This is a genomic window from Diaminobutyricibacter sp. McL0608 (assembly GCF_039613825.1).
In the GTDB taxonomy this organism is placed as follows: domain Bacteria; phylum Actinomycetota; class Actinomycetes; order Actinomycetales; family Microbacteriaceae; genus Diaminobutyricibacter.
The window spans coordinates 81,021-102,450 of record NZ_CP154826.1 but is presented as its reverse complement, the minus strand read 5'-3'; the positions used below and the strand labels follow the sequence as shown (position 1 = coordinate 102,450).

The window sequence follows — 21,430 nt, the reverse complement described above, 5'->3', positions numbered from 1 at the left end:
TTGTCCTTATCGATGGTCCGGGGGGCCCGCAGAGGGCCCCACCGGGTTCTCAGCTAGTAGTTGGATGCCTCCAGTTCGGAGAGTCCGACGTTGTAGCCGGCGCCGCCTGAGACCTGGAATGTCAGGGAGGTCGTAGTTTCGGCGGGGAAGCTGACCGTCACCGGGGTTCCGTTGGTCGGGATCGCGGACACCGGGACGGTGTGCCCATCGCTGAAGGTCAGGGTGCCCCCGTTGGCATTGTCGGTCGTGTTTGGGCGGTCGTAGATGGTGACGTGGTTTATGGTTTGGCTGCTGGACCAGACGAGTTTCAACCATGGGTTGAGTTCGCCGTTGGACGCCCACTCTCCCACGTCACTGATCCCCGTGATGCCGTCAACTGCGGCAACAGGTGAATAGGTACTCGCAAAGGCTGAGGATGCGGTGGCTGTCGCGGTCAATGCCAGATCCGGGCGCCTGGTGTCGGCCACGGCCATTTCGGAGAGGCCGACGTTCGTGCCTGCTCCGCCTGCAACCTGGAATTTGATTGAGGTGGTGTTCTCTTCTGGGAAGGTCACCGTGCGAGGGGTGCCGTCGGTGGGGATCCCGGTTACGGGGACGGTATCGCCGTTGCTGAAGGTCAGCGTGCCGCCGTTGGCGTTGTCCGTTGTGTTCGGACGGTCAAAGAAGGTGACCTGGGTGACAGGGACCGCGGAGGCCCAGGTGAGGGTGAGCCACGGATTCTGGACCCCGGCCGATGCCCACTCCCCCGTGCCCCACAGCCGCGATATCCCATCGATCGCGTTGCTAGCCGGGTAGGCGGAACCGTAGACGCTCGAAGCGGTCGTTGACGCGGTTTGTGCGATGTTGTATGGGGCGATCACCTGGAACGCGTCGAGGCTCATATAGCTTCCGTCGACTTTCGTGACCGTGATGGTGTGTGTGCCCGCGGCCAGGCCGGAGACGCCGGCACAGGTCTGCTGGTAGATCAACGTTGTTGATGCGCAGCTCACGGTCTGGCTGCTGACTCCGTCGATCGCGACGCTCATCCGCCCGCGGTTGGTGTCCAGTGCGGAGATCACGTTGATCCCGGTTCCGTAGAACGTGTAGCTGACCGAGTCACCGTTGGTCGCAGTGATCTGCTGTGTCACGTTGTAATTGGTTCGACTGTGAGGGGACGAGTTCTCTGCCGTCCAGGTTCCGGTGTAGCTGATCCCGGGGGCGGTATCATCGACGGTGGTCACGGTGGCGGCGGTGCCGAAGACGTGCGCCTCCGAAAACGCCAGGGCCTGCCCGTCGGTCTTTTCGATCGTGACATATCGCCATGGCCCGGCCGGGAGCGCGCAGTCCCACAGTGACATCGCTGGAAGGTCCAGGCTCCCGGTCGTGCACGCTGGCGCCGTCGTGGTTCCGGTTGTCAGACTAGGGCTGTTGGAGACCAGCACCTGAAGGTTGGCAAGCTCGTCGGGCACGTTGCCGTCGGTTCGCTCCAGGATCTGCAGGTGAGAGAGCGCATGCAGGGAACCCATGTCGACCTGCCAGTGCGCTGTCCCACTGACCGCCGTGGTGCTGAAGACGGTACCCGCAACCCCGTCGTTGCCCTTACCGGTCGGCGTCCCGGTGGTGTCGGTTGCCGGCCTGGCCAGGGCGAGGTTGGTTTGCGGTGATGCCGGGTTGAGGCCCTGATACGCCAACTCGAGGCCAGCTTGACCCATTACCGTTTGGGCAGCGGCCGGCCATCGTGAATCCGTCAACCCTGTTTGATTGCCGCTCTGCGTATTGCCAGTCCCCACTCCGTAGTTGCCGCTGCCGGCTCCGGCCCGGGCATCAACATAGTTGTCGGTCACGTGGTTGTTATACGATGCTGCCCCATTCCCATATTGGACAAAGACCCACGAGTTGGCGTACCCGGACACCACATTGTTGGAAACGTCCCAATAGCTGGCACCGGAATCCAGGTAGATCGAACCGAACGGCTGCGGGTCGTCAGTGATGTAGTTGCCCCGGATCGTCGACCTTATGGTCGAAGACTGGTAGCCGGTGACGTAGATTGGTCCTCCGTCGCGAAGGTTCGAGCCCATGACATCGTGAACATAGTTGTTCTCGACCTTGTTGTTACCTTGGACGATGGTGCCTGATACGGGGCCGCCGACTGTGATGCCGTCGTATGGAATGTTCGAGACCTCGTTGTGATCGATCGTGGTGCCGGACACCACACCGGTGAAGATACCGGCCCCGTTCAGATATTCCTTCGACACGTCAGAGACATAGTTGTCGTTGATGACCGTCCCGGTGACTAGGGTCCATGGGGCTCCGAGATCGCCAACCTGGATGCCGTCGCCTGAGATATCGGTGACGATGTTGCCGGTGATCGTGTTGTTCGCGCCGCCCTGGTCGAAGCCCAAACCCGACCCGCCGAGATGGGTGAACGTGTCACCTGTGAACGTCACGTCGGTGCAGTTGTTACACAGTACGTTCGGGTGCAGCATCTTCTGCGTTGTAACAGGATCCGGGCCCTGCCACAACGAGCCCTCCTGCGAACCGGTAGCGCCGGTTTCATCGATGGTCCAGGTGCCGTACTCGAAACCGATGCCCTGGAACGTGATGCCTGACGCGCCGGTCAGCTGCACCAGTGTCTGCAGCTGCGGCACGATCACCTGCGCCGTGCTCATGTTCTCACCCGGCCGGGGAACGTAATAGAGCTGGTGTTCATTGGCGTCAGCAGTGGAATGCATGTCCAAGTAGAACTGCCCCGGGGTTCCCAGCAAAGCCTGGTTGTTCTGCACCGCCGACGGCGTACCCCAATTGAAATCGTGACGCAGATCCCAGCACGGCTCCGCCATCGTAACCTTGCCCGAGCCGATTGAGGTCGCCGGGCAGACACTGCTCGTCCACTGGGTTGCGCCCGCCGCCGTGCCCGGATAGACGAAATCGACATCGCCCGTGTTCGTCCACGAATCCGGGCCCGTCGCCGTGTAGGTGTAGCCCGCACCGTCCGTGCTTGGCGACATCGAGGTGAACACCGTCGCAGTGTTCTTCGTGTCGACACCGGCCCGAACCCCGTTCACATAAATCTGGCGGGTCGCCGCCGTCACTTTAGTGTCCGGCACCAACGCTTCGTAGATGTGCCTCGTCGTGTCAATCTCGTTCCACGTCGCGGTGACGGGAACGCCGCCACTGAGAATCGGGTGCGCGCCCGCCGCCGCCTCATACGTCACCGTGCTACCGCTGACCGAATCCGCACCCGTGAACGCCAACGTCGACGACAACTGATAGGTGCCATCGGCCAGGACCACATCTATGTCACCCGACGCTGCAGCCGCATCATCGTGCGCGGTCGACTTCGCCTGATCCAGGGAACACGGCGCAGAGCTTGAGCACGCCGAACCGCTCCCGGACGGTGACGCATACAACGTGAACGCCACTGTTGCCTGAGCGGCCTGACCACTCACCAGCAGCCCAGCGACAACACCCAGAGTTGCCAACGACCCCAAAAACAGCCTTCTCCGCACCATTTCCAAGACTCCCTCGTCTCGTCCAGACCCACCAACGCGTCGCCCAACATGGCGAGACCACCCGACAGGGCAGAACTATTGGAGAAACACTTGAAAGGAGCAAGCGCTCTTAGCCGTGGGGAACACCAGACAGTGTGATATCCGCAAGTAGCGTCGTCAAACAACCAGAAGGATCCCGACCCATGTCCGACAAATCATGCTTGATCCGTCCCGCAAACCGCTGAGTGCCGGAGGGTGTACGAAGCTTCACCTCGCAGTCTGAATCGTGTTTGTCTTCCCCCGGACTCCCGCACTGGCCAGGATTTCGCTTAGGGTCACTGGTGCCAACTGTGCTAATCAGCCGAAACGCGAGCCTGCGATCCTGCGCGCTCGCTCCCGCTGGCGAGGTACTTGAAGTGAAAGTGCACCTGAATGACTGATCCCGCAATCGTCTGGCACATCGGCGCCGACGATCCGAATCCTCTTGCCTTCAACAGCGCCCTGTTAATCGACGGAGCCGACATTCCCCCGTTCGTGATCGGTGTTTCCGACCCTGCGCGGGACTGGCCGCAGGTGCAACCCGGGCCGCTGAACGAGGCGACGGGGTTCCGGGACGTTTCTGTAAGCGTTCAATTCGAAATCGACGATCCCGGTGACGAATGCTTTGAGTTGGTTCTCGACCTCATCCAGGAAACCGGGCCGTGCCCGGAGCTGGACATCCGTGTCAACGGTGTCCTCGGAAGCGTGTTGCTGGAATCCAAGCGCGTGGACCGGACGAAAATCTACGGGCTCAGCCCGATTACCGCACACGTCCTCCGCTCGATCGCGTTGCCACCGGGATCCATCGTGGCGGGGACCAACATCATCACGATCTCGACGACGTCGTGGGAACGGCCGACCGAAGAAGAATTGGTGGAGCAGTTGCTGCCGATCGGAGTCTGGTTCGGCAGTGCCGTTGCCTGGCGAGGCTTGAGCTTGCGGCGCTCGAATCGGCCAGCGGTTCCCGTGGTCCGAGTCTGTCCGCTCCCCCTCTTCGTGGAGAAGAACGGCGACCTATGCGAACTCGTCGACGTCATCGTCACTGTGGTAACTGCTGTGTCGGATGCATCGGTCGAGTTGTCGGTCGGCTCGCATTCTGTCTCGTCCGGACGGCGCCGCTCGCCAGGAGTATTCGGCGACCTGGTGTTCAGGCTCGAGGTCGAGGATCTATCCGAAACGGTCGAGGCGACCGTCGCTGCTGTCGCCGATGGCTGGACGGGAACCCACGACTTTGTGTTCCGCCCGGCACGCAAGTGGGAACTTCAACTGATACCCCACACTCACATCGATCTCGGCTACTCCGATTACCCCGGCAAGACCATCGAGGTGAACAGTCGCAACATCGAGCGCGCTCTCGACATCCTTGACACAGTTCCGGACTTCAGATTGAGCGTCGACGGCACGTATATCCTCGATGACTTCGTTGCAACGCGTAGCGCGGATGCGGTGGATGCACTCACAGAGGCGATGGCTGGCGGCTCGATCCATGTCAACCCCAATTACTTCAACATGCTCACAGGCGTCAGCGGTCTGGAAGATCTCTACCGCTCCTATTACCGATCGGCCGAGTTCGCCCGACAGCATGGGCTCCAGGTCGGTCCGGCAAACATCACGGATGTTCCTTCGTACACGAGTTCGCTTCCTTCGATCCTCGCCTCCGCTGGAGTCGCAGACTTCATGGGGATCATCAACCACTATCACGGTGGCAACGACGACTCCGATGTCATGCATATGCTGTCGCCTCTGCGGTGGCGGGGTCCTGACGGTGCCGAAGTCCTTGCCGCGTTCTCTGACTGCTACACCCAGCTGCGCTATCTCGCCGCTGATCCGCCCACCATCGTCGGCATGGCCTCAGCGTTCACCCGCTACGTGAACCGCTACGACCGGGACGACTATCTTCCGCAAACCCTGCCGATCATGGGGACACACGCAGACAACGAAGACCTCGGCTCGAGCTACGCAGACCTCGTCGAACGGTGGAACTCCCGCTATGCGTACCCGAAGCTCCGCTTCTCGACCGTCGCCGACTACTTCGATTCGATCCGCCACCTGTACGACGACCTTCCCGTGGTGTCCGGCGATGGCGGCAGCTACTGGGAGGATGGCGCGGGCACGCAGGGTTTGATCTGGACTCGAACGCGTGCCGTGCAGCGCCTGCTGCCAGCGGCCGAAGGTCTCGCGGCGCTGGTGGCCGAGCAATCGCCGAGAGTGCGACCGAACATCCGTGCCTTCGATGAGGCCTGGCACAACATCCTCATCGGCGACGAACACACCTGGGGGTCGGGCTTCTCGGTCAGTCAACCCGATTCGGACACCTCGGTCCTGCAACTCGAGTGGAAGCTTCACCACCTGCAGCGGAGCTTCATTCTCACCAACGATGAGGTGATGCGCGGGCTCAGCCAGCTCGCAGAACTGATCGGGCATAAGGGTTCGTCGCTTGTGGTGTACAACCCGTCATCTCGACGCCGGACCGTGGCGTTCGAGATCGAGCTGCCTGACGACGTGCACCTTGTCGATTCAGCGGGACATCCGGTGACTCTCGAACCACAGACCGAGGCGAGAGATCGTCTTCGCAGGGTGAGATTCCAGCTCATCGGCATGGAACCGTTCGGCTATGAGCTGTTGACCATCCACAAGAACGTGAAGGACGCGGCACGCCCGAACTGGCTGCCGCAGGATGTCTCAGGAGCAATCGAATCGGCGCCCGCCTGGCAGATCGCGGACGGACCGGTTGAAACCAGCCGATACACCCTCACCATCGATGCCGATACAGGACGGCTCAGAAGCCTCCGGCATCGGGCAACGCAGCGTGAGCTCATCGATCCCTCAAGCGTTTTTGGTCTCGCTGACATTGTCCACGTCTCAGGTGATCCGACGATCGACCGGACGCTTGTGACCTCGCTGAACGATCGCAACCCCTATTACCCGGTGCCGAAGTTGAATGTGGAACGAGCGTCGACCCGGGTCCATGGCGTGCGCCGCGAGAACGGATGCGTCGTCGTACGACTCGTTGGAGAATCCCCGACACTCTCGGAGCTCGCGATCGAGATCCGCTTGTTCGAAAACACGGACCGGGTCGAGATCACCGTGGACCTGGAGAAGATCGACGAGCGCGACAAGGAGGCGATCTACGTTGCCTTTCCGTTCCTGGTGGACGAACCCGTTGTCCGCTACGACCGTCACCTCAGTTGGGTCGATCCCGTGAAGGATGCCCTACCGGGCGCCGGCAGCGAGTGGTTCGCGCTTCAGAACGGTGCGTCGGTCGGAGCTGATCGATCGGTACTCTGGGCCAGCCCGGACGCACCCCTGTTCACGTCCAGCGACATCTTCCGTGGCCACTGGCCGAGCACCTTCACCGCCACGAACGGCCACCTCTTCTCCTACATCCTCAACAACTATTGGCACACCAACACGCCTGCAGGGCAAAGCGGCAAAGCGCGTTTCCGCTTCGCATTCTGGCCGAGTGGAAAATGGGACGAAGCAGCGGCGTCGGCGCGCGTACGCGACTTCCGCGAACCAGGCCTGGTCAACGAGATCGTGATTCAGGACTTCACTCAGAGACGCCAAGCGGTCCTCCCTAAGAAGGGTTCGCTCCTGACCGTCGAGCTGGACGACGGCGTTGATGTCACCGCTTTCGCGGGGCGCGCCGCGCCAGGGGTCCTCCTCCGCATCGCCTCGCTGTCCGAAAAGGGAGGCCACGCGGCCGTCGAGCATCCTCGCGGTCAAGCCGGGCGCGCATGGCTGTGCACCGCCGTCGAAGACCGACTCATGGAACTTCCGGTGGACGCGCACGGCAGAGTCAGCATCGACGTGTCTGGATACGAGGTCAAGACGCTGCTCCTCGGGAGCTGAGTGGCCGCTCAGGCGGCGGTGATGCCGCCGTCGATGACGAGTTCCGAGCCCGTGATGAAGGAGGCGGCGTCACTGGCGAGGTAGAGGGCTGCGGCGGCGACCTCGTTCGGAGTGCCGAGCCGGCCGAGCGGCTGCCTGGCCACCAGCTGGGCCCGGTGGGCGACGGGATCACCGGCCTCCGCGAGCAGGCGACCCACCCACGGCGAGTCGACCGTGCCCGGGCAGATGCAGTTGCAGCGGATGCCCGCTGTCGCCCACTGCACAGCGATCTGCTTGGTCAGCGCGATCACCGCACCCTTGCTCGCGCAGTACGCCGCCCGATCGGGGAGCCCGATCGTGCCCGCCACCGACGCCGTGTTGACGATCACGCCGTAGCCGGCTTCGAGCATCCCGGGCAGCACCGCACGACTCATCAGGTAGGTGCCGCGCACGTTCACGCTGAAGACGCGATCCCACTCCTCCGGCTCGCAGTCGATGAGGTTCTTCGTCGATCCGATCCCGGCATTGTTGAACAGCGTGTCCACCGGACCCTCCGCGAGCGCCGCCCGGACCGCCTCCTCGACCTGGTCGGCCTGGGCGATGTCGGCACTGAGCCGGAGCACACCGTCCGGGATGTTGTCGGTCGCCAGATCGATGCCGACGACCTCGGCACCGCGCGCGAGCAGCCCGTGCACCAGCTCCAGGCCGATCCCCGAACCGGCACCCGTGACGATCGCACGACGACCGCGGAAATCGTCGACAGGAAAGGGCCGGACCTGAGCGTTCATGCGTTGTTCTCCTTCGAGGCGGGTTAGGCCAGCCGTTGGTCGTCGAGCGCGTCTCGATCCCATTCGATACCGAGGCCGAGCGTATCCGGAGCCCACGCACGGCCGTCGCGGATGGTGATCTCGGAGGTCGTGATCGCACGCAGTTGCGGGATGTGCTCGAGGTACAGCGCGTTGGGGATCGCGCACGCCAGGGACAGGTGCAGCTCCATGAGGAAATGAGGAGCGACCGTGACGTTGAACGACTCGGCCAGATGTGCGACCTTCAGCCACGGCGTGATGCCGCCGATGCGGGCGACATCCACCTGCACGATCGAGGCGGCCCCGCGCTGGAGGTACTCGCGGAAGTGCCCGACCGAGTACATGCTCTCGCCGACAGCGACGGGAATGGCTGTCGCCTGCGCGAGCCGTTCGTGGCCTGCGACGTCCTCAGCCGGCAGCGGCTCCTCGAACCAGAAGATGTCCAGGTCGCGGAACAGGTGCGCCCGGCGGATCGCCTCCGCGCTGGTCAGCGACTGGTTGGCGTCGATCATGATGTGGAAGTCGGGCCCGACCGCGTCGCGCACGGCAGCGAGCCTGGCCAGGTCGTGATGCGCGTTCGGCAGGCCAACCTTGATCTTCGCGCCGGGCAGCCCGCGATCCCGAGTCGCGAGCGCCTGGGTCACGAGCTCGTCGGGCGATAGGTGGAGCCAGCCACCCTCGGTGTCGTAGATCGGCACAGACGGCGAGGAGCCGCCAGCCAGTTTCCAGAGCGGCACTCCGGTGCGCCGGGAACGCGCATCCCACACCGCGGTGTCGATCGCGGCGAGCGCCAGAGACGTGATCGGACCGACGGTGGTGGCGCGCGTCGAGTTGAACGCCGCATACCAGACAGCCTCAGGGCGGTCTGCGTCCTGGCCGATGACCGCGTCGAGCAGGCCGCCCCGGAGCATTTCCAAGACAGCACGACCGCCGGTTCCGATCGTGTAGCTGTAGCCCAGCCCGGTCATCCCGTCGGCGGTCGTCAGCAGGACGAAGATCGTCTCCTGCTTGAGGAAGGACTGCACAGCATCCGTGCGCTTGGTCTCGACCTCAAGGTCCACCAGCCACGCCTCTGCCGAGATGATGGTCGCATTGCGTGTCACGGGGTCTCTCCATTCGTTCTATCCGTGAGCAAGATGCCCGTGCCCGCCTCCCGACCGCCGGTGGTGATCGGCCATTGCAGGGGAGCGGACCGGAATCCGTGCGCCAACCGGGCAATCTCGTCGTGATCATGCTCGGCCATCGACACCAGCCCATATCGGAGGGTGATCGGGCCCGTCTGGCGGCGGGGGAAATTGGTGAACCAGTAGTTGTTTGCGGGCCACGCGAGCAGCAGCGGGTTCTCCGTGCGCGGGATCTCGTCGAGCGGAGGCCCGAAATGGAAGTCGCCGAACTGCACGAGCGGAGCGTCCGGCGTGAGGAGAGCTACGCAGCCCTCGTCGTCCCACATGACGGCTGAGGACTCGGCGGCGACCCAGTTTCGGCATGCGCCGGGCAGCTGGTCGTCGTCGAGCGCGATGACACGGCCGGCGATGTCGTAGGACGCCTTCCACCCGGCCCCCATGGCGAGCGGAATCGCGAAATAGATACCCTGAGGCCGATCGTCGGGCACGAGTTCCATGTCCACCTCGACGGAGACGATCGGCTCGTCAGCATGCAGAGTGATTCGCTGCACGAGCGTGAGCATCCCCGGCGCGTCGAATCGTCGTTCGAGAGTGACACTGTCGTGGCCGACGCTGACTTCGCAGGAGACGACACGGCTCGCTCGTTCACGGAGTGGGTTCCATGTGATCCAGCCCGATTCGTCGAACTTCTCGCGCTGGAGATCCGTTTTGTAGAAGGCCTCCCGGCTCGGCTCCACCAGTGGATCGGTTCGTTCGCGAACGAACGCGAAAAGATCGTATGCGCTTTCCTGATCCAGAAGCTCACGGTTCTGGGACCGATCGTGCAGGGAGATCACACGCCCGGTGGCGGGGTCGTAACGAAGGACATGGAACGGGGACTCGATCCTGCCGATGAGCTGCTCCTGTGTCCTCGGCGCGTCCGGGTTCATGTTCGACAATATCCGCGTAACCGATTCGAGCCCATGCGTGACCGAGCTCGGCTTCTGGTCAAGGGTGAGACGGGTGAGATCGATCGTCCGCCACGAGTGCGGCTCCAGATCGATCGGTTCGTAACGCTCGCTCTCGACGTCGGCGGCCGGCTCCCAGGAGCGGCCGTTGAACATCATGCGGCTCGCGCGGTACGTCCGTTCCCCCGTCCCGTTTTCGCCTGCCAACCACGTTCGGGGCACGCGTGGCCGCACCCGAACCGGATGCGGCCCAGGGTTCACGACGAGTACGCCCTTGACTCCGCGGTCCGCCACAGGGTTCCCCGCCAGTCGTTCAAGCCCATCCATCAGCGCGAACGACGCCCGCTCGTAGCCCTCGTGCGCCTGCACCATTTTGAGTATCTCGCCGGTCTGTGCCTGCGGGTGCTCGATGTCGGTCAGGTAGTACCCCCAGGTGTGTTCGTCGAAGAGGTCGACGGCGTCACGCGCCTGCTTGATCATCGGGTGCGCGTCGCGGTCGGCGAGCAGCTCCGCCGCGGCCAGGAGGGGCTTGGAACGCTGGTTGATTGCAGTTGCGATCGGCGTACTGCCGTAGCCGTCGATCCAATAATCAGTCCAGTCACCGCGAAGCACCGGCAATTCCTCGTCGGGGACGGCCAAAGCCCGAAGCCGCAGATCGTCGAACGTCGCGTAACGCACCTGGGGACCGCGATCAGCGGCGTTCCATCGCTGAATCAGGTCGACCGTGTATGGGTTGGGCGGCGCGTTGTCCCACATGACAGGTGAGGCGGTGCTGGTCAGGTAGACGAACGGTAGCGCGTAACCTTTGCGTTCCAGGTGAGCGTCGAGTTCTGCCCAACCGTCTGCCATCCGGTCGACCGAGTCCTCCCAGGCGTAGAAGAGCTGGTCGAACATCGTGTAGTGGTGGCCGTTGAACACCCGCAACCGGCGGCCTGAGGGCGCTTCCCAGTGGAACATTCCGGGCCGCGATTCGAGTGCGTGGCCCAGGCCGACGTTCACGGCCATCACGAGCAGGTCCACGCCCGCATCGATCAGGATGTCCGCCATCTCCCAAGTGACGCCGTTGACATCGTGCTGGCACGCTACGCGAATCGGGCCACCGAGAAAGTCTTCGAGCTCATCCTTCCCGTCGAGCAATCGACGAAGGCCTGCGCTGTCGGCGAGGCCCGCTGTGTGCCACCGGAGCGCACCCAACCCGATCCGCCCCTCGCGGTACATCCGCTGGAATCGGGCCGCATCCTCAGGCGACGCTCCGCGCATCCACCGGAGCACCGGCTCCGTCGCCTCACACGTCCACTTCGGACGGTGCGCCTCAGGGAGCTCCGCGGTGCGCTCGAGCCAGTCGAGCGCCTGGCCGATGTACTCGTTCTGCAACTCCCAGAGTATGGGCTGCGAGTGTGTATAGCCGACGTCGAGGTGACTGTGGAGGAGGACGAGTATTTCCTCTACCGCGGGACGGGACGGAGTCGGCATTGAGAATTCCTTGTCTGGTTCACGCATTGATGACGGAGGCCGGCTCCGGGATGGCCTCGACGAGGCGACCACTCACGATGGGCGGCACCTCGGCCCCCCACACCTGTTCGTGCCCGATGCCAGGGCCGGTCAGAGCATGCACGAGACCATCCGCGTCGACCTCGGGCGCGCGGCGCACCGGGTTCGAGTCGACGAGGCTCTCGTAGTATGTGGTGTTCGGAATGGACATGCACAGGTGCGTGGCAGCAAGCCCACCCCCGTGCACTTCGGCACGGAGCAGGAATGAGTCGGCGAGGTGCGCGATGCGAAGCGCTCCTGTGAGCCCGCCCTTGAGGCCGGGACTCGTGCGCACAGCGGTCGCGCATCCCGAAGCGATGAAGTCCGCAGTGTTCATGTGCGCGCCGTCGCTGGTTTCGGCCACGAGAAGTGGTACGTCGACCCGTTCGCCGAGGCGTTGGTAGGCGCCGATGCTGAACTCGCGCATCGGCTCCTCATACCAGAGGTAGTTCGCATCGCTCAGGACGCGGCCCAGGTAGACGGCATCGAGCAGGTCGAAGCCGGCCGAGCCGTCGTACATCAGGGGAACATCGGGGCCGACGTGTTCGCGAAGCGCTTCACAGAGCCTCGCATCCTTGCGGGCATCACCCCACGCGTGCAGCTTGATCGCCGGAAAGCCGAGCTCGAGGCACTGGTCGGCGATGTCGAGGTATTCGGCGATGCTGCCGAAGGTCACGGTCGATGCGTAGGCCGGGATGGATTCCCGGAACGAGCCGATGAGTTGGTGCACAGGGAGTCCGGCGACCTTACCGGCGATGTCCCACAACGCCTCATCGACGATGCCCTGCACGTAGAGCGGGAACTCCTCGATCCGGTCGAGTTCCCACATCCGGTGCCACAGCCACTCCCGACGCAATGGATCGGTGCCGATGAATTCGTCGCGGATGCGCCGGTTCACCAGATCCTTCAGGATGAGACCGCGGCCCGTGTAGGCGTAGCCGACGTAACCCTCGTCGGTGTGGATCGACAGCCAACCCGCGGTGTGCCTGCCTTCGGAGCCGGGCAGACCCTGGCGCCATTTGAAAGCGGGCTCTACGGGCCCCTTGTCCACCAGTTGGACGGTTACGTCGACAATCTTCATTGACAAGCTCCATTTCGATACAGCACGGATCAGCCCTTGGACGAGCCGGACAGGATTCCCCGGATGAGAAACCGCTGGAAGAACAGGAACAGGATGGCGACCGGAACCACCACGATCAGGCCTGCCATCGCCGCCTCCGGATAGGTGATCGGGAGGAGCGATCCGCCTTTGGTGGGTGCAAGTGCGGGAGTGCTCGAGATGAGAGTGCCCAAGCCCACCGGAAGGTTGAACTTGCTGTCGTCGGTGAGCATCACGTAAGGCAGGAAGTAGTTGTTCCAGTTCGCGACGAAGCTGAAGAAGGCAAGTAGGGCGATGACCGGCTTCGCCAGGGGAAGCGCGACCCGCATGAACACGCCCACCTCTGAGCATCCATCGATGCGTGCTGCTTCCAGAAGTTCGTTCGGAAGCGACGTCGCGAAGTAGACGAACGCGAGGTAGACCCCGAACGGAAAGAACGATGCCGGAAGAATCACTGACCACGCGGTATTGATCAAGTGGACTGCGTTCAGTTCGAGAAAGAGGGGTAGCACGAGGGCAGCCGCCGGCAGCACCATGGCAAGCAGCGTCGCCATGAGGATCATCTTGCGTCCGCGGAAGCGCATGGTCGCAAGCGCATAGGCCGCCAGCAACGAGATCACTACGGTGATGACGAGAGGCACGAACGCGTAGACGACCGAGTTCAGCATCCACTCGAACATCGCGCCGCCGTTGTAGTCCGCCAGGTGCTGCCATGAGAGAACTACTCGATCGAGCGATCCAAACGACAGCGGATTCGCGACGAGCTCGGCGTCGTTCTTCGACGGCGCAAGGAGCAGCCAGACGAGGGGGACGACGCAGAAGATCGCGAACCCGTAGAGCACGAGCCAACGAACGACGGTGAGCGCACCAACCCGCTTCTTTCTGCGCTCGGGAGCGACAGTATTCGGGGTCGTGACCTGCCGGTCGAGGACAGTCTGTGCCATCAGTCGTCCACCTCTGTCTGGAAGAAGTTGGTGCGGAAGACGAGCACTGCCGCGGCAACGGCCGAAAGAACAAGGAGAATGACGGAGACCGTCGCGGACATCCCGAAATCGCCCTGCTGGAACGCGAACGAGTAGCTCAACTGGTTCAGCGACCACCAGTTCGATCCAGCCTGCGTGATCGCATAGAAGAGGGAAGGCTCGACGAACACCTGAAGAGCGCCGGCGAACGACAGAATCACCATGTACGAGACATATTTTCCGATGAGTGGGAGTTTGATCGAGACGGCAGTCCGAATCGGACCGGCCCCGTCGATCCGCGCAGCTTCGAGGACCTCTTGGGAGATGGACTGCAGGGCACCGAACATGATGAGGATCCACTGTCCGACCCCGGTGATGAAGGCGACGAGCGCGAAGATCGGTGCCAGGTGCCCCGGCGTGAACACATCGTTTGTCGTGTTCAGTCCGAGCGCCTTCAGCGCAGGCGCGAACGGGCTCATCGCAGGGTTCAGCATGAAGTACCAGAGCATCACAGCCGCGGAGCCGGTGACCGCCCCAGGAAGGAAGTAGACGAGCCGGAGCGGGGAGCTAGCCCGGCTGATCCGCTGATGAAGCATCAACGCGAGGATCAGCGTTCCGACGACCATGACCGGAATCCAGATCGCCATGAAGAGCAGGACGTTGAGCAGTGCTGGGATGAAGCGGAAGTCGGAGAAGACCGAGCTGTAGTTCGCGAAGGTCACGATGCTGGGGTTCAGGGACTGTTGGAGAGACTCGTAGATCGCGTAGATCGCGGGACCGATTCCGAAAGCGATTAGGAAAGCCAGATAAGGAGCCGAGAACGACCACCCGGTGATGGTGCGCCTCACTGCGCCCCGTTTGCTTTGCATTGCGGGCCTTTCTTATGGTGAACACCCGGGTGACAGCCAGAGAGAGCTGTACTGGCACCCGGGTGGCGGAACGAGCTACTTGGCGGAGACCGCGTAGCCCGCGCTTGCGGCGAGTCCTGCGAGTTGCGTCTGCAGGGCCGGCAGTGCCGATGCGATCGTGCCGCCGCTCTTGACCGACGCGACGATGGTCGACGTTACCGGGCTGGCCACGTCGTAGCGCGTCGCCGACTCGGCCGGGTTGATCTTGCTCGCCTGGTCCACGAGAACTGCTGACGGGTCCTCCGCATAGACGGGATCCTTCGAGGTCGTCTCAAGCCACACCTTGGCGGCCGGGATGTAAGCCGGGTAGGTCGGCGCCGTGCTCTGGTACTCGTTCGCGGTGGTGACCCACTGCGCAAGAGCGACCGCGCCCTTGGTGTTCGCCGAGTGCGACGAGACCACCCAGATTCCACCGCCCTGTGCTCCCGAGTAGTTCGTCTTCTCACCGGGCCACGTCGGCATGGCGCCGGCCGCCAGCGATCCGTTGGGGAAGGCATAGCCGGTAGACGGTTTGAAGACATACGGGCCCACCCACGAGGCGGCCGGCATCATGAGGAGCTTGCCCGACTTGGCGATCGCGGTGAATTCAGGGCTGAACGGGCTGAGACGCGAAACCGATCCGTTCGCCAGGAGCGGGTCGAGCATGCCCGCGACGCGGGTGCACTTGACGTCCGCGGTGTTGATGACGGCCTCGGTGCTGCTCTTCAGAGTCTGGAGCGGGCAGCCGCTTGCCCACAGGTAGTCGTAGTAGAGGGTCGATTCGCCCGCACCTCCGATGAGGTAGCCCGGGTGCTCCTTGGCGATCTTGTTGCCCAGGTCAGCGTACTCCGCCCATGTTGTCGGAAGGGTGTAGCCGAACTTGTCGAGGAGCGGCTTGTTGTACCACATCACGTCCTGCGCGAGGTCGTTCTGCAGGCAGTACAGGTGGCCGTCGATCGTGCAGGCCGCGTTCTTCGTCGCGAAGTTGTCCTGCACATCCTTCGGCACGAGGTCATCGAGTTTCTGCGAGTATTTGAACAGCGGGCTCTGCAGCGCCGCGATGTCGCTGGGGATCGAGTCGAAGATCACATCGGGCCACCCGGAACCCACACGGTTGGCGAGCTGGATCTTGCTCAGGAAGGTCGTTGCGTCGAGTACCTCGACCTTCACCTTCGCATCAGGGTGAGCCTTCTGGTAGGCCTCGACCGCCGGCTTCCGCGTCGCGTCGACCCAGACGGTGGTCGTCGCTTTGCTGTTCTGGGCGACCTGCGCTGTCGAGGACGGGCTGGAACTGCAGCCCGCCAGCGCCGCGGAGGCGATGGCGACAGCGACAGGCACGGCGGCCAGCCGGGCCCATTTCTTGACCTTCTGTGGTTTCACTTTGCTCTCCTATGAGTGGTGAATCGCGGTGTGTTTGCCAGTCCAAAATTGATGGTGCATCACGCTGGACACTTCGTACACGATTCGGCTAGTGTCGCTTGCGGATGAGGTGCGGTCAATCCGAACGAGCGATTTCGCACGATATTAGGGGCCGTCCGAGAAATCGTGTTCAGGAAAGGATCCGAATGGCGAGCGACACGGATAGATCAGTCCTCCGCATGCCTGAACGCAGCCTCCTCGCCGACGATGTCTACGACATCATCAGGGAAGGCCTGATCAATGGCACGATCGGGCCCGGGTCACGGCTGAACCTCGACAGTCTCGCGCGTGAGATGCACGTATCGAACACGCCGGTGAGGCAGGCGCTGGCCCGGCTTGAGTCGGAGGGCCTGGTCACAAAGGAGCCCTACCGGGGGTTCGCAGCATCGCAGCTTCTCGACTCGCGCACGATAGCCGAACTCTACGAATACCGGATGATTCTCGAACCCCCGACAGCGGCCCGCGCGGCGCTACGCGCAGTGGAAAGCAAAGCATCGACGCTCGAAGAGCTCTGCGAGAAGAAACGCATTGACGGGCTCTTTGCTGCAGGCGAGATCGAAGAGATGGCGCAACTCGACAAAGCGTTCCACACGCAGATCGCCGACCTCGCGGGCAACAGCGTGATCAGCGAAAGCGTCCGTAACACGCTTGCGCGCATGAGCCTCTATTCCGGTTACAAGCATCCCGGAGCCTGGAGCACCACTTGGGAGGAACACCGAACGATCGCGGCAGCGATCCGCGAAGGGAACGCCCACGATGCAGCCGAAATGATGCGCGTCCACCTCAAAACCGCCTACGAGCGGATAGCAAACGCCACCCCGCACCACACATCCGAGAGCCAGACCGGGCCCGAATAACTGCCGTAGCCAAGGTCCCACTCGTCCATCTGACGCCGTCTCCTGTAGGTAGCGAGGGCCGTAACTACCTATGGAGACGATCAACTAGTCATAGGGTGTATTCACTCCAGTCTCAGCTCAAGAGCTGTCGTCCCGAACCGCGGCATCTGAAGCTCGACCCGACGACCGTCGACCTCGATGGGCGCACGCCGCACACCGATGACGCTCGCGCGCCAGGCTTCGGCGACGTCCGATCCCGCGATGACGCCCACCGTGACCTCCGACTCCGCGAGCGACTGCAGCCGCGCCAGCACCGTGCCGCGCGCCGTGCGCGTCACACCGATCAGGCGGATGCGCCCATCCGCCCCCCTCGGCCGAGTCCGACGCGAATCCGCGCACCCGGTACCGGAACAGCGTGTCGAACGCCGGCCGGACGGGAAGTTCGTGTCCCAGATGTTGTTGTGGATCCACGAGAAGACCATGCCGGCCTCCGGCGCCTGCAGCGTCCCGGGGAAGGGCGCGAAGGGCAGGGCAATGTCGCCGACCTGGATGAGCCCGGCGCACTATTCAGCGAATACCTCAGCGGCGATTCCGTAGCTTTCGAACGCGCGAGCGGCGCCGGCGTATGCGGCGATCTGGATAAACGCCTCGACGATCTCCTCTTTCGTCACGCCCTTGTTAAGCGCGATGCGCAACTGTCCGCGCAGCGGCTCGAGTACGCCTAGCGTCGCGGCGATCGTTATCGAGATCAGTGCCCGCGTGCGAGTGTCGAGGTGGTCGACGCGCGGCCATGCAGCTCCGAATGCCTGCACGGTGGCGAGTCGCTTGAAGTCGGCTGCGTTGGCAGGTTCGGTGTCGGCGGTGCCGAGGAATCGTTCGAGGCGAAAGCCGAGCATTCGCTCCGCCTCGTCAAGGGCGATTGCGTACTGGCGGTCTTCATCTTCGGTGATCATGGTGCTCCTTGTGTGCGGTGGGTTTGGTTACGCAAGATTGGGGTAGAGGGCGGCGACGCCACCCGAGAGTGCGGCGCGAATCCCCGTGCTCTGCGCGTCCGCGAGGATCTCGAATGCTCCGGCCTCGATGGCGTCGACAGCGAGCCGTGCAACCTTCGCGGGGTCCTCTTTCGGGGCTTTGATGCTTGCGGTGAGGTCGGTGTCCATGAGGCCGACGTGCAGGCCTCCGACGCGGGTGCCCTGGCCGGCGAGGTCCTGGCGTAGTCCGTCGGTGAGAGACCACTGTGCGGCCTTGGATGCGCTGTACCCGCCGACGGCGGGTACGTTGAACCAGGAGAACGCGGAGAGCACGTTCAGCACGTAACTTTCGTCGTGTTCGGCCAGATGTGGGGCGAATGCTCGCGTGACGGCGAGGGTGCCGAAGAAGTTCGTCTCGAATTCGTGGCGGATGTGGCTCAGTTCGCCCTCAATGAGGGTTGCACCTGTGGCGACGCCGGCGTTGTTGACGAGTATCGATACGTCCTTGGTCGTCGCGGCTGCGGCGGCGACAGAGGCGGGGTCAGTGATGTCCAGTTGGAGCGGTGTCACCCCGTCGAGGTCGATCGTTTCAAGGTTTCGGGCGCCGGCGTAGACGTGCACACCGCGGTCGCGGAGTTGCTGTGCGAGGTGGCGGCCGAAGCCTCGGTTCGCTCCGGTGACGACGGCCGTTGTTCCCTGGAGGTTCATGATCTGTGAGGTCCGTTCTGATGGTGATGTGGTCGGGCTAGGCGGGTGAGGGAAGCGAGCCGAGAGCACTCTCGACCTGCAAAGCGAGAGCGAGGAGTTCCGTGTCGCGGCCGTGAGCGGCGTCCAGTTCGATTCCGATGGGCAGTCCGCTTCTGGTCAGCCCTGTTGGGAGGGTGATGCCAGGGGTGCCGGCACCGCTGGCGGGGATGGTGTTCTTGGAGAGGAACAGGTGCGGCACTGTTTCGTCGGCGACGGTGAATTCCCACTGGTCCGCGATCGCCGGCGCGGGTGCCGGAGTCGTGGGGAAGATCAGTGCGTCGAAGCCGTCACGCGAGAAGACGTCACCGAAGCGTCGCTGCAACTTGGGACGGTCGACGCCGAGCGTTGCAGCATGCTGGTCTTCAGAGAGGTACCCGGGTGCACCGGGAACGACTACAGCGCTCCACACGGCATGCAGCTGCGGTTTGAGGCCGTCGTACACCTCGTCGAAGCTGACCGGGTAGTCATTGTCCTGGAGGAACCGGGTGACGGCCCGGTGGGTGTCACGGAGGAACAGGTTCCAACCGACCCGATCGGCGAGGTCGGAGAAGTCATCGCCCAGGTCGATTTCGACCACCTCTGCACCCACTCCGCGAAGCAGGTGGGCTGTCTCCCAGAACTGCTGCTCGACCTCGGCGTCGACCAGTTGGAGGTAGTCCTTCGGTGCGTAGGCGAAGCGCGCACCGGTCAGGCCCGAGCGCGCCGGCGCAGCCGGCTCGCCGGTGATGATGTGGTCGAGGAGGGCAACGTCCTCGACGCGTCGGGCGAGGAGTCCCGTGGTGTCGAGCGTATGCGATACCGGGACGACTCCGCCGCGTGGCCACCGGCCGGTGGTTGGTTTGAAGCCGACGACGCCGTTGAGGGCCGCGGGAATTCTGATCGAACCGATCGTGTCGCCACCGAAGGACGCCGGCACGATGCGTGCGGCCACGGAGGCGGCAGAGCCGCTTGACGATCCGCCGGAGAGATGCTCACGGTGGTACGGGTTGAGTACCTGTCCGTAAGCCTCGTTGTGGCCGGTGACCCCGTAGGACATCTCGACGAGGTTGTTCTTGCCGAACACGATCCCACCGGCATCCTTGACCGCCGTGACGATCTCCGCATCCGCTGCGGGGGTGAAGTCCTGTAATGATTTCAGGCCGATCGTCGTCGGCAGCTCGCGCGTCTGGTAGCTATCCTTGATGCCCAGCGGGACACCGAGTAGCGGCGCCGTCGATCCGGCGGCACGTGCCTGATCGGCTGCAACAGCCGCGGCGAGCACGGCCGCCTCGTCGATCGTTACGAACGAGTGGATATCGGACTGTCTGCGGGCTTGGCGCAGCAGCGCGGCGGCATACGACTCCGCGGTGATATCGCCGGTCCTGATCGCGTGGGCCGCTGCCGCAACGCCGAGCTCCGTGAGCTCGTCATCGCCGCCGCTGATCGACGGAATCTCCTCCACGCCGGTCACGGGTTCACCCGTGCCGAGAGCAGAGTGTCGGGGACACCGACGCCGAGCACCGTGAGCAGGTGAAGGACCTTCCGGTTCAGCTCCTCACCGACGGCGGCGATTTCGCGACTGTCGAAGGTGGAGAACCGTGTGCTGGGCTGGTCGATCGAGAACCGGGTGACCCCGTTGGCATCGGTATGGATCGCCACCCGCAGCGGTGCGTAGAGCATCACGGCGGGGTCGTGGCGATACATCCGCTCCGCGATGGTGTGGTTCCCCATGAGATACGAAGCGCAGTCCCCGGCGTCTCCGGCCAGCTGCATGGTTCCGCCGACGTCGGTGCTCCAGAACCGCATGAAGCCATGCGGCGCGTTCTCCCCGGCGGCCTCGAGCACGGTGTCCCAGTCGGCCTTCTCGGCACGGAGCTGGGTCATTCGATCCGTGTCCAACACGGGGACGGCGGCCTCGAACCGAGCGCGGAAGTCCTCGAAGGACGCGCCTGTGTCGATTGACCACCGCACCACCTGATGGGCGACGGAGATGACGATGTTGTCAGACATACGGTTGCTCCACTCCTCTCGAATCAGCGGAGCCGTCTGGCCTCCGCAAGTAAAGCGATCGATGTACTGAGGACTGTAGCGCTCTCTCGACGCGAAGTAAAATGATCGCTATACTTTGGGTATGAATTCAGCCGAGCTGACGACTGCCCCGACCAAGGGGGGACGGGGCGCGCGCGAGCGAATCTTGAAAGCGACCGTCGAACTCTTCGCCCGCGAAGGCATCCACGCCACCGGAATCGCCAAAGTCACGGACGTGGCACACGTCTCGACCCGCACGCTCTACCAACACTTCCCGAGCAAGGAAGCGCTCGTGAGCGCCTACCTCGAACGCCTCGAATTGGAACCTGGCGGACCGGCCGAGATTGAAACCGTCCTCCTTCGAGAGGATCTTCCCCCGCGCGAACGCCTCATCAGGCTGTTCGCTGTTCCGTCGGGCGACGACCACTCCGAGTACGTGGTGCGCGGATGCCCGTTCCACAACACCGTGGTCGAGGCGGCTGGGATGATGCCGGATGCCTCCTCGATCGTCGAGCGCCACAAGCGCGAGCTCGCCGCGAACCTTATCGCGACCGCCGAGGCCGCAGGCGCATCAGACGCCGAGAGGCTGGGTCGACAGCTCGCAGTCCTGTTCGAGGGAGCGCGCGCCCTCGCGACCTCCCTGAATGACACCCGACCCTTCCACGATGCGCAGAACCTGGCGGAATCGCTCATCGACGCAGCCATCGCTCTCGCAGACCCGGCGCAGGCAGCCGCCGGATGAAAGTTGCCGCCTG

General features: G+C 63.5%; 16 protein-coding genes. 3 read left to right on the top strand and 13 right to left on the bottom strand.

Translation table 11 applies throughout. The features are described 5' to 3' along the window. Positions 1-53 precede the first annotated feature (53 nt). Positions 54-3,491 carry a DUF7402 domain-containing protein gene (locus AAYO93_RS00430; protein ID WP_345763060.1) on the bottom strand — a complete coding sequence of 1,146 codons (3,438 nt, stop codon included), beginning with the start codon at positions 3,489-3,491 and terminating at the stop codon, positions 54-56. Between the two features lie 411 nt (positions 3,492-3,902). On the opposite strand from AAYO93_RS00430, the gene AAYO93_RS00425 reads away from it, so the two are divergent. Further along, positions 3,903-7,361, top strand: a complete 3,459-nt coding sequence (locus AAYO93_RS00425; protein WP_345763059.1) for a hypothetical protein — start codon at positions 3,903-3,905, stop codon at positions 7,359-7,361. An 8-nt stretch (positions 7,362-7,369) separates the two neighbouring features. On the opposite strand, the gene AAYO93_RS00420 is transcribed toward AAYO93_RS00425, so the two are convergent. The 7 genes from AAYO93_RS00420 to AAYO93_RS00390 form a co-directional block, all read right to left on the bottom strand. Beyond that, positions 7,370-8,128, bottom strand: coding sequence for an SDR family NAD(P)-dependent oxidoreductase (locus tag AAYO93_RS00420; RefSeq protein WP_345763058.1), 759 nt, complete (start codon positions 8,126-8,128; stop codon positions 7,370-7,372). A gap of 23 nt (positions 8,129-8,151) precedes the next feature. Beyond that, positions 8,152-9,249 carry a mandelate racemase/muconate lactonizing enzyme family protein gene (locus AAYO93_RS00415; protein WP_345763057.1) on the bottom strand — a complete coding sequence of 366 codons (1,098 nt, stop codon included), beginning with the start codon at positions 9,247-9,249 and terminating at the stop codon, positions 8,152-8,154. Continuing rightward, a complete protein-coding gene (locus AAYO93_RS00410) occupies positions 9,246-11,690 on the bottom strand; it encodes a hypothetical protein (protein WP_345763056.1) in 2,445 nt (814 codons plus the stop codon). Before AAYO93_RS00410 ends, AAYO93_RS00415 begins: the two co-directional genes overlap by 4 nt. A 19-nt stretch (positions 11,691-11,709) precedes the next feature. Beyond that, on the bottom strand, positions 11,710-12,828 hold the full coding sequence (locus AAYO93_RS00405; RefSeq protein ID WP_345763055.1) for an enolase C-terminal domain-like protein: 1,119 nt from the start codon (positions 12,826-12,828) through the stop codon (positions 11,710-11,712). Between the two features lie 29 nt (positions 12,829-12,857). Beyond that, positions 12,858-13,790: a carbohydrate ABC transporter permease gene (locus tag AAYO93_RS00400; protein WP_345763054.1), complete on the bottom strand. Its 933-nt coding sequence runs from the start codon at positions 13,788-13,790 to the stop codon at positions 12,858-12,860. Then, a complete protein-coding gene (locus tag AAYO93_RS00395) occupies positions 13,790-14,677 on the bottom strand; it encodes a carbohydrate ABC transporter permease (protein ID WP_345763053.1) in 888 nt (295 codons plus the stop codon). The genes AAYO93_RS00400 and AAYO93_RS00395 overlap by 1 nt, the downstream gene beginning before the upstream one ends. Positions 14,678-14,752: 75 nt before the next feature. Continuing rightward, positions 14,753-16,075 (bottom strand): ABC transporter substrate-binding protein, encoded by a 1,323-nt coding sequence (locus AAYO93_RS00390; protein ID WP_345763052.1) that lies wholly within the window; start codon positions 16,073-16,075, stop codon positions 14,753-14,755. Between the two features lie 185 nt (positions 16,076-16,260). Here AAYO93_RS00390 and AAYO93_RS00385 point away from each other — a divergent pair, with 185 nt between their 5' ends. After that, positions 16,261-16,971 (top strand): GntR family transcriptional regulator, encoded by a 711-nt coding sequence (locus AAYO93_RS00385; protein WP_345763051.1) that lies wholly within the window; start codon positions 16,261-16,263, stop codon positions 16,969-16,971. A 101-nt stretch (positions 16,972-17,072) separates the two neighbouring features. On the opposite strand, the gene AAYO93_RS00380 is transcribed toward AAYO93_RS00385, so the two are convergent. The 5 genes from AAYO93_RS00380 to AAYO93_RS00360 all read right to left on the bottom strand — a co-directional run bounded on the left by AAYO93_RS00380 (position 17,073) and on the right by AAYO93_RS00360 (position 20,657). Continuing rightward, on the bottom strand, positions 17,073-17,432 hold the full coding sequence (locus AAYO93_RS00380; protein ID WP_345763050.1) for a hypothetical protein: 360 nt from the start codon (positions 17,430-17,432) through the stop codon (positions 17,073-17,075). A gap of 81 nt (positions 17,433-17,513) precedes the next feature. Continuing rightward, positions 17,514-17,903 carry a carboxymuconolactone decarboxylase family protein gene (locus AAYO93_RS00375; RefSeq protein ID WP_345763049.1) on the bottom strand — a complete coding sequence of 130 codons (390 nt, stop codon included), beginning with the start codon at positions 17,901-17,903 and terminating at the stop codon, positions 17,514-17,516. 27 nt (positions 17,904-17,930) lie between these two features. Further along, positions 17,931-18,629 carry an SDR family oxidoreductase gene (locus AAYO93_RS00370; protein ID WP_345763048.1) on the bottom strand — a complete coding sequence of 233 codons (699 nt, stop codon included), beginning with the start codon at positions 18,627-18,629 and terminating at the stop codon, positions 17,931-17,933. Between the two features lie 37 nt (positions 18,630-18,666). After that, positions 18,667-20,118 (bottom strand): amidase family protein, encoded by a 1,452-nt coding sequence (locus AAYO93_RS00365; RefSeq protein WP_345763047.1) that lies wholly within the window; start codon positions 20,116-20,118, stop codon positions 18,667-18,669. Continuing rightward, on the bottom strand, positions 20,115-20,657 hold the full coding sequence (locus tag AAYO93_RS00360; RefSeq protein WP_345763046.1) for a DUF302 domain-containing protein: 543 nt from the start codon (positions 20,655-20,657) through the stop codon (positions 20,115-20,117). Before AAYO93_RS00360 ends, AAYO93_RS00365 begins: the two co-directional genes overlap by 4 nt. A gap of 121 nt (positions 20,658-20,778) precedes the next feature. Between AAYO93_RS00360 and AAYO93_RS00355 the strand changes: the two genes are divergently transcribed. Beyond that, positions 20,779-21,417 carry a TetR/AcrR family transcriptional regulator gene (locus AAYO93_RS00355; protein ID WP_345763045.1) on the top strand — a complete coding sequence of 213 codons (639 nt, stop codon included), beginning with the start codon at positions 20,779-20,781 and terminating at the stop codon, positions 21,415-21,417. Positions 21,418-21,430: the final 13 nt, after the last annotated feature.

Excerpts from the sequence above, each read along its gene's own strand:
- AAYO93_RS00420 (WP_345763058.1), bottom strand. The coding sequence starts at position 8,128 with ATGAACGCTCAGGTCCGGCCCTTTCCTGTCGACGATTTCCGCGGTCGT.
- AAYO93_RS00375 (WP_345763049.1), bottom strand. The coding sequence starts at position 17,903 with ATGATCACCGAAGATGAAGACCGCCAGTACGCAATCGCCCTTGACGAG.
- AAYO93_RS00430 (WP_345763060.1), bottom strand. The coding sequence starts at position 3,491 with ATGGTGCGGAGAAGGCTGTTTTTGGGGTCGTTGGCAACTCTGGGTGTT.
- AAYO93_RS00385 (WP_345763051.1), top strand. The coding sequence starts at position 16,261 with ATGGCGAGCGACACGGATAGATCAGTCCTCCGCATGCCTGAACGCAGC.
- AAYO93_RS00400 (WP_345763054.1), bottom strand. The coding sequence starts at position 13,790 with ATGGCACAGACTGTCCTCGACCGGCAGGTCACGACCCCGAATACTGTC.
- AAYO93_RS00395 (WP_345763053.1), bottom strand. The coding sequence starts at position 14,677 with ATGCAAAGCAAACGGGGCGCAGTGAGGCGCACCATCACCGGGTGGTCG.
- AAYO93_RS00410 (WP_345763056.1), bottom strand. The coding sequence starts at position 11,690 with ATGCCGACTCCGTCCCGTCCCGCGGTAGAGGAAATACTCGTCCTCCTC.
- AAYO93_RS00380 (WP_345763050.1), bottom strand. The coding sequence starts at position 17,432 with ATGGTCTTCTCGTGGATCCACAACAACATCTGGGACACGAACTTCCCG.
- AAYO93_RS00360 (WP_345763046.1), bottom strand. The coding sequence starts at position 20,657 with ATGTCTGACAACATCGTCATCTCCGTCGCCCATCAGGTGGTGCGGTGG.
- AAYO93_RS00405 (WP_345763055.1), bottom strand. The coding sequence starts at position 12,828 with ATGAAGATTGTCGACGTAACCGTCCAACTGGTGGACAAGGGGCCCGTA.
- AAYO93_RS00355 (WP_345763045.1), top strand. The coding sequence starts at position 20,779 with ATGAATTCAGCCGAGCTGACGACTGCCCCGACCAAGGGGGGACGGGGC.
- AAYO93_RS00370 (WP_345763048.1), bottom strand. The coding sequence starts at position 18,629 with ATGAACCTCCAGGGAACAACGGCCGTCGTCACCGGAGCGAACCGAGGC.
- AAYO93_RS00425 (WP_345763059.1), top strand. The coding sequence starts at position 3,903 with ATGACTGATCCCGCAATCGTCTGGCACATCGGCGCCGACGATCCGAAT.